Here is a 7400-nt window from a genome sequence, read left to right on the forward strand (position 1 = left end):
GCCAACCAAGGTTGGCAGCTACCGAAGGCGGATGCGGTGGTAGATCCACGCCATGCGTGGATGATTTTTCGCGGGCGCCGAAATCGTGCGGACCAACGGTCCGCACCTACCAGGTCCGCTCCAAAAAAAACGCCCCGCGGATGCGGGGCGTTCTCGGCACAACCTACGCGGGCAATCAGCCCTGGTAGTCGCGCACGTCGCTGCCGGTGTAGACCTGGCGCGGACGGCCGATCTTCATTTCCGGATCAACCTGCTGTTCCAGCCAATGCGAGACCCAGCCGGAGGTACGGCCCAGGGCGAACATGACGGTGAACATTTCGGTCGGGATCTGCAGCGCCTTGTAGATGATGCCGCTGTAGAAATCGACGTTCGGGTACAGCTTGCGGGCGACGAAGTACTCGTCCTGCAGCGCAGCCTGTTCCAGCTTCACGGCCACGTCCAGCAGCGGATCCTGCACGCCCAGCTGCTTGAGCACCTTGCTGGTCATCTCGCCGATGACCTTGGCGCGCGGATCGAAGTTCTTGTACACGCGGTGGCCGAAGCCCATCAGGCGGAAGCCGGAGGTCTTGTCCTTGGCCTTGACCACGGCGGACTCGACGTTGTCGGCGCTGCCGATCTCTTCCAGCATCTTCAGCACGGCTTCGTTGGCACCGCCGTGGGCCGGACCCCACAGCGCGGTGACGCCAGCGGCGACCGACGCGTACGGGTTGGCACCGGTCGAACCGACCAGGCGCACGGTCGAGGTCGAGGCGTTCTGCTCGTGGTCGGCGTGCAGGATGAACAGCAGGTCCAGCGCCTTGACCACGTCCGGGTTCAGATCGTACTGGCCATCAGCCGACTCGAAGGTCTGCTTCAGGAAGCGGCTGACGTAGTCCAGCGAGGTGTCCGGCTTGTTGGCCGGCAGGCCCTTGCCGTGGCGGTAGATCAGTGCCGACAGGGTCGGCACCTTGGCGATCAGGCGCACGGCTGCCTGGCGGCGCTGTTCGGCGTCGGACAGGTCCAGCGAGGCGTGGTAGATGCCCGACAGCTGCGCGATGGCGGCGGTCAGGATGGCCATCGGATGGGCGTCCTTGGCGAAGCTGCCGATCAGGGTGTTGATCGACGCATCGACGTTGGCTTCAGCCGCCAGCTCGTCGGTGAAGGCCTTCAGCTGCTCGGCGCTCGGGCGCTCGCCGTTGATCAGCAGGTAGGCCACTTCGACGTAGCTCGACTTTTCCGACAACTGTTCGATCGGGTAGCCGCGGTACAGCAGCACGCCCTTGTCGCCGTCGATGTAGGTGATGGCGGACTTGCAGCTGGCCGTCGCGGTGAAACCGGAATCGTAGGTGAAATACCCCGTTTCCTTGGTCAGCTTCGCGATGTCGACGCAGTCGTTGCCAAGGGTGGGTTTGATGACGGGCAGAACGACCGACTTATCGCCGGCGTTGAGCGTGACCTGATCAAGATCGGACACTGTGTGCGCTCCTTCATGGGAAGGCGCCTGCCCAAGCGCATTGGTCAGGCACGTGAATGACGTCCTCGGCCTGTGCCGGGGATCAGGTCATTATCGCACAGCAGCATTTGCCCGGCGCTAGACAGAAGTCGTATACGACAGGCGGCCAGACGCCGGCCGTTGAGCGGCCCGGATCGGCAAAAGCGTTGTCACACGAACGCAGTGTTCCGTCCATCCAAACGCCCGTTGGGTAGGCGTTGGGGAAAAACAAACGGCCGCGCAGAGCGCGGCCGTCGGTTCGAAGCTGGATCGACAGATCAGCGCGCGTAGCGCTTCTGGAACTTGTCGATACGGCCCGAGGTGTCGATGACCTTGTGCTTGCCCGTGTAGAACGGGTGCGAAGCCGAGGAAATTTCAACCTTCACCAGCGGGTAGTCGTTGCCGTCTTCCCACTTGATGGTTTCCTTCGTCGCCATGGTCGAGCGGGTCAGGATCTTGAAATCGGAGGTGACGTCATGGAAGACGACGTCGCGGTAGTTCGGATGGATATCGGCCTTCATGGGCTCACACCGTAAATGGGCTGGTGGTCAAGAGCGGCATTATAAGCACCGGTTGCCGCTCGGGGCAACCGGTGCCGGTCAATCAACTTCAGTCGGCGCCCAGGGCCTGGCGCACCAAGGCCTCGAAACGCTGCTGGTCGTAGGCCATCAGTAGATCGCAGTTGTCCGGCTGGCCGGTCTGGCGGTTCCAGTCGACGATGGTGGCGCCGCGGCTGAACGTACCGTTCAGCTCCACGTTCAGCGGACGCGATTCGACCTGCAGCTGCCCTTCCGGGTTCAGCGCCCAGGCCATGGCCACCGCATCGGCGGTGTACCAGCGCCCGCCCTTGCTGTCTTCTGACAGGCCACGGGTCTTGCGCGAGATCAGCTCGTAGAAGCGGGCGCGATCGGAATCGGCCTGCAGCCACTTCTCGGCGTCCTGCAGCGGCAGGCCATGGGCGACGGTAGCCTCCCAGTCCGACACCAGCAGGTGCTTGAACGAGGTGAACACCACGTGCGCCGCTTCCGGATCGAAGGCGATGTTGAATTCGGCGGCCGGGGTGATGTTGCCGTGGCAGGTGACCGCGCCGCCCATCACCACGATGCGCTTGATGCGCTCGGGCAGGGTCGGGTCCAGCTTCAGTGCCAGTGCCAGGTTGGTCAGCGGGCCAAGCATCACCAGCATCAGTTCGCCGGCGTGCTCGTGCGACAGGCGCAGGATGGCCAGTGCGGCGTGCTCGGCTTCAGCCTGGCGGCTCGGCGGCGGCAGATCGACGTCGCCGTAGCCGTCACGGCCATGCACGTGGGCGGCGTCGACGGAGGGGTGCAGCAGGGGATCCGGGCTACCGGCAAACACCGGCACGTCGGCGCGGCCGACGATGTCGCAGAGCTTGAGGGCGTTGCGGACGGTGTACTGCAGGCCGACATTGCCGGCGGCGATGGTCAGGGCGACCACGTCATGCCGTTCATCGGCAAAGGCCATCAGCAGGGCCAGGGCGTCGTCCACACCGGGGTCGGTGTCGATCAACAGGGGGATCTTGTGGGTCATCGTTGCCGTCTTCAGATCGGCAACGAAGTGTGGACCGGGATGATGACCGTTGCAAGAGCGCCCTGTCCCAACGGCAAATGGTGTCGGGGAGAGGGTCGGATCCGTTGCTCGCCGTTATCGGCCCGCCCAACTCACTCACGAACATGAACAGATTTTGATTGGGCACGCTTGGAGCGCTCAACATCATTTGCTATAAAAAGTTATGCATTTTTTATAGAAAACGACCATGAAGCTGCCCACACCAGCTCCCGATCTGGCAACCCTTACCCGGAAGTACATCGAGACCCTCGGTACCATCCTGGACGCCCGGATCGGGCCCGAGGTGAACGGCGCCTATGAGCACTGGGACAAGGTGCGCCATAGAATGCCACCGGCAGGCCTGAACGCAGAACAATGGTGGTTGGGTATCACGTGGACGCGCGCGGCGTTGCTGAAGCCGCTACCGCTGTTGCTGGACAAGACCCAGCAACCCTTCAAGCTCGCACTCACCGATTCGATGCAGCGGCACCTGCATTACATCGACCGGGAGGCCGCAGGCTCGGTGAAGGGGGTGGATGCCGCCAGCGGGCAAGGACGGTTCCTCATCCGCTCGCTGATTGAGGAAGCCATGACCTCATCGCAGTTGGAGGGCGCCTCGACCACGCGGGCCGTGGCGAAGGAAATGCTGAGCACGGGCCGTGCGCCGCGCGACCAGTCCGAGCGCATGATCTACAACAACTATGCGGCAATGAACGTGATCCGCGAGCGCGGCATACGCCCGATCACTCCCGGCGAGATTCTGGAGCTGCACAGCATCCTCACCGACGGCACACTGGAGTTGCCAACCGACAGCGGGCGTTTCAGAACCGCCGAAGACAACGTTGCGATCTTCGATCGCGGCTCACCACCTACGCTGCTGCACATCCCTCCTCCGGCCGAGGAAGTGCCTGCACGGATCGAGCGGCTGTGCACGTTCATCAATGAAGAAAGCACACCATTCATCCATCCTGTCGCCAAAGCCATCGCACTGCATTTCCAGATTGGCTATGACCATCCTTTCGTGGATGGCAATGGCCGTACGGCCCGCGCACTGTTTTACTGGGCGATGATGAATGCTGGGTACTGGATGACCGAGTATTTCTCCATTTCCAGCGTGCTGAAGAAATCCCCAGGCAAGTACATGCGGGCCTACCTCTACACCGAAAGCGACAACTGCGATCTTGGCTACTTCGTGGCGCAACAACTGGAGGCCATTGAGCAATCGATCCAGGGTTTGCATGCCTACATCGCCAGGAAGCATGCAGAGGATCAGGCAGCGCGACGCGTGCTGCGAACCGCCCGGCTTGGCGGTGTGCCTCTCAATCATCGTCAACGCGCGTTGCTGGCCAACGCGCTGAAGGATCCTGACCGGACCTACACCGTCGCCAGCCACCAGGCGGCACACACCATTACCTATCCGACCGCGTTGAAGGATCTGAACGGCTTGGTGGCTTCCGGGCTTGTCAGCAAAGAGCGCGTCGGGAAGGCCTCCGAGTATCTCGTGCTTCCCGGCCTGTCGGAACGTTTGGCGCTGTAGATCCACGCCATGCGTGGATGTGTGAACCAAGGTCCACACCCACCAATGCGCCGTGGATGAACGCCAGGGCATGGGGTCAGAGCCCTTTGCCATGCAAAGGGCTCTGACCCCACCACTTACGCCGAGGCGTAACGCACGGCGGTGCCGATCCAGCGTTGCACCACGCGATCGGCCAGCGCGGGTTGCTGGTCCAGCAGGCGCTCGGCCAGGTCATGCACGCCGGGCAGCAGGCCGGCATCGCGGGCCAGGTCGGCAATGCGGAAGCCGGCCAGGCCAGTCTGGCGGGTACCCAGCAGTTCGCCGGGACCGCGCAGTTCCAGATCCTTTTCGGCGATGACGAAACCATCGTTGGTTTCGCGCATGGTCTGCAGGCGCTCGCGCGCCATCTGCGAGAGCGGTGCCTGGTACAGCAGCACGCAGCGCGATACCGCCGAACCACGACCCACGCGGCCGCGCAGCTGGTGCAGCTGCGCCAGGCCGAGGCGCTCGGCGTTCTCGATCACCATCAGCGAGGCATTCGGTACATCCACGCCCACTTCAATCACCGTGGTCGCCACCAACAGATCGATGTCGCCGGCCTTGAACGCCACCATCGTCGCCAGCTTCTCGGCGGCCTTCAGGCGGCCATGCACCAGCCCGACGCGCACGCCCGGCAGCAGCGCCTGCAGCGACTCGTAGGTGGCCTGCGCCGGCGTTGCATCCAGCTCTTCGCTTTCCTCGATGAGCGTGCACACCCAGTAGACCTGCCGCCCTTCCTGACAGGCCAGCGCGATGCGTTCGATCAGCTCGGGACGACGATCGTTGTTGAGTGCGACGGTCTGCACCGGCGTGCGGCCCGGCGGCAGTTCGTCAATGGCCGACACATCCAGGTCCGCGTATTCGGACATCGCCAGCGTGCGCGGAATCGGCGTGGCAGTCATCACCAGCTGGTGCGGCACGCTGTTGCCGCCCGCGCCCTTGTCGCGCAGGGCCAGCCGCTGGTGCACGCCGAAGCGGTGCTGCTCATCGACGATGGCCAGGGCCAGATCCTGGAACACCACCGCTTCCTGCATCAGCGCGTGGGTGCCGACCACCACCTGCGCTTCGCCGTTGGCGACCTGCTCCATCACCTTGGCGCGCGCCTTGCCGGTGACCTTGCCGGCCAGCCAGGCGATACGCACGCCCAGCGGCTCCAGCCAACCGCGCAGGTTGTTGAGATGCTGTTCGGCCAGCAGTTCGGTGGGGGCCGCCAGTGCCACCTGCTTGCCCTGCTCCACCGCCAGCATCGCGGCCAGTGCGGCAACCACGGTCTTGCCGGAACCAACGTCGCCCTGCACCAGCCGCAGCATCGGGCTGGGTCGCGCCAGGTCTTCGCGGATCTGCTTGAACACGCGCGCCTGTGCACCCGTCAGCGCGAACGGCAGCTGTTTCAGCAGCGCCTTGGCCAGCTTGCCGGGACCGGCCAACGGCGGCGCATGGTGTGCTTGCAAGGCGATGCGCTGGCGACGCAGGCTGAGGTGGTGGGCCAGCAGCTCTTCCATTGCCAAGCGACGCTGCGCCGGGTGGGTGCCGGCGGCCAGCGCAGCCAGGTCGGCATCCGGCGGCGGCCGATGCACGGTCAGCAGCGCGCTACGCAGTGACGGCAGGCCCAGGCCATCCAGCCAGCCGCTGGGCAGCAGTTCCAGCGTGCTTTCCTCGGGCAGGCGGTCCAGCGCCTGGCCGATCAGCTTACGCATGGTCATCGGGCCAACGCCTTCCACGGTGGGATACACCGGGTCGAGGCGGTCGCCGAGTTCGGGATCGTCATTGCGGCCCAGCACCTGGTAGCTGGGGTGGACGATTTCCAGGCCGAGGTGGCCGGGTTTGGGCGTGCCGAAGCAGCGCAGCCGGTTGCCGACTGCGAACTGGCCGACCTGCTGCTGGCGGAAGTGGAAGAAGCGCAGCACCAGGGTGCCCTGCCCTTCGTCTTCCACCGCCACTTTCAGCATCGGCCGGTAGCGCATGCCGCGCTCGACCGCGACCACCCGCCCTTCCACCTGCGCCGGTACGCCGTTGCGCAGGTCTTCGATGCGGGTCAGCCGGGTCCGGTCTTCATAGCGCAGCGGCAGATGAAGCCAGAGGTCCTGCAGGGTGGCCAGGCCGCGCGCCTGCAGTTTGGCGGCCACGGCCGGACCCACGCCGGCGAGCATCGCCAGGGATGCTTCGCCGGACGGTGACAGGACCGGGGTGACCGCCGCCTTGCGTGCCACGTGGCGGTCAGTCGATGACCATCACCGCGTCGACCTCGAAGTTGGCGCCCTTCGGCAGGCCGGAGACTTCGATGGTGGAACGGGCCGGGTACGGGGCCTGGAAGTAGTCCTGCATGACCGCGTTGACCTTGGCGAACTCGCCCAGATCGGTCAGGTACAGGCCCAGACGCACGACCTTGTCCAGCGAGCCGCCAGCGGCTTCGGCCACGGCCTTGAGGTTGTCGAAGGCGCGGCGGGCCTGCGCTTCGACGTCACCGGCGCCGACGATGTCGCCGGTGGCCGGGTCGAGCGGGATCTGGCCGGAGAAGTACACGGTGTTGCCGGCGCGCACGGCCTGCGAGTACGGGCCGATGGCGGCGGGGGCCTTTTCGGTGTTGATGATCTGGCGGGACATGGGTCGCTCCGGTGCTTGGGGGAAAACAGAGCGCTGATTGTACCGGGTGGGGGCGCATCCAAGCATGGCGTGGATCTACCGCGCCGCTTTGGTAGTGCCGGCCGCTGGCCGGCAAACCCATGAACGTCGGAAGCATCGCGAAGTTGCCGGCCAGCGGCCGGCACAAACCGGGTAGCGGTACATGCGGCGTACCCACGGCACCCC

Annotated in this window: 6 protein-coding genes; 1 reads left to right on the forward strand and 5 read right to left on the reverse strand. The window is 64.9% G+C overall.

Going from position 1 to position 7400, the window contains the following annotated elements; translation table 11 throughout:
• Positions 1 to 175: 175 nt before the first annotated feature.
• The 3 genes from ACJ7C5_RS15945 to ACJ7C5_RS15955 form a co-directional block, all read right to left on the reverse strand.
• Positions 176 to 1453, reverse strand: coding sequence for a citrate synthase (locus ACJ7C5_RS15945; protein WP_093999557.1), 1278 nt, complete (start codon positions 1451 to 1453; stop codon positions 176 to 178).
• Positions 1454 to 1749: 296 nt separating this feature from the next.
• Positions 1750 to 1992 carry a type B 50S ribosomal protein L31 gene (locus tag ACJ7C5_RS15950; protein ID WP_010484049.1) on the reverse strand — a complete coding sequence of 81 codons (243 nt, stop codon included), beginning with the start codon at positions 1990 to 1992 and terminating at the stop codon, positions 1750 to 1752.
• An 88-nt stretch (positions 1993 to 2080) separates the two neighbouring features.
• Positions 2081 to 3019, reverse strand: a complete 939-nt coding sequence (locus ACJ7C5_RS15955) for a nucleoside hydrolase (protein ID WP_032127836.1) — start codon at positions 3017 to 3019, stop codon at positions 2081 to 2083.
• A gap of 226 nt (positions 3020 to 3245) precedes the next feature.
• Between ACJ7C5_RS15955 and ACJ7C5_RS15960 the strand changes: the two genes are divergently transcribed.
• The gene (locus ACJ7C5_RS15960) at positions 3246 to 4574 is read left to right on the forward strand and encodes a Fic family protein (protein WP_412704437.1); all 1329 of its coding nucleotides are present in this window, start codon (positions 3246 to 3248) and stop codon (positions 4572 to 4574) included.
• 116 nt (positions 4575 to 4690) lie between these two features.
• On the opposite strand, the gene recG is transcribed toward ACJ7C5_RS15960, so the two are convergent.
• Positions 4691 to 6802, reverse strand: coding sequence for an ATP-dependent DNA helicase RecG (gene recG, locus ACJ7C5_RS15965; RefSeq protein WP_412704438.1), 2112 nt, complete (start codon positions 6800 to 6802; stop codon positions 4691 to 4693).
• A 7-nt stretch (positions 6803 to 6809) separates the two neighbouring features.
• The gene (locus tag ACJ7C5_RS15970) at positions 6810 to 7196 is read right to left on the reverse strand and encodes a RidA family protein (RefSeq protein ID WP_005410875.1); all 387 of its coding nucleotides are present in this window, start codon (positions 7194 to 7196) and stop codon (positions 6810 to 6812) included.
• Between the last annotated feature and the right edge of the window lie 204 nt (positions 7197 to 7400).

It is taken from the genome of Nocardiopsis yanglingensis (assembly GCF_045809185.1).
Lineage (GTDB): Bacteria > Pseudomonadota > Gammaproteobacteria > Xanthomonadales > Xanthomonadaceae > Stenotrophomonas > Stenotrophomonas yanglingensis.

What these genes read in the sequence shown, in the direction of transcription:
- ACJ7C5_RS15950 (WP_010484049.1), bottom strand. Translation starts at nt 1,992, where the DNA reads ATGAAGGCCGATATCCATCCGAACTACCGCGACGTCGTCTTCCATGAC.
- ACJ7C5_RS15955 (WP_032127836.1), bottom strand. Translation starts at nt 3,019, where the DNA reads ATGACCCACAAGATCCCCCTGTTGATCGACACCGACCCCGGTGTGGAC.
- ACJ7C5_RS15960 (WP_412704437.1), top strand. Translation starts at nt 3,246, where the DNA reads ATGAAGCTGCCCACACCAGCTCCCGATCTGGCAACCCTTACCCGGAAG.
- ACJ7C5_RS15970 (WP_005410875.1), bottom strand. Translation starts at nt 7,196, where the DNA reads ATGTCCCGCCAGATCATCAACACCGAAAAGGCCCCCGCCGCCATCGGC.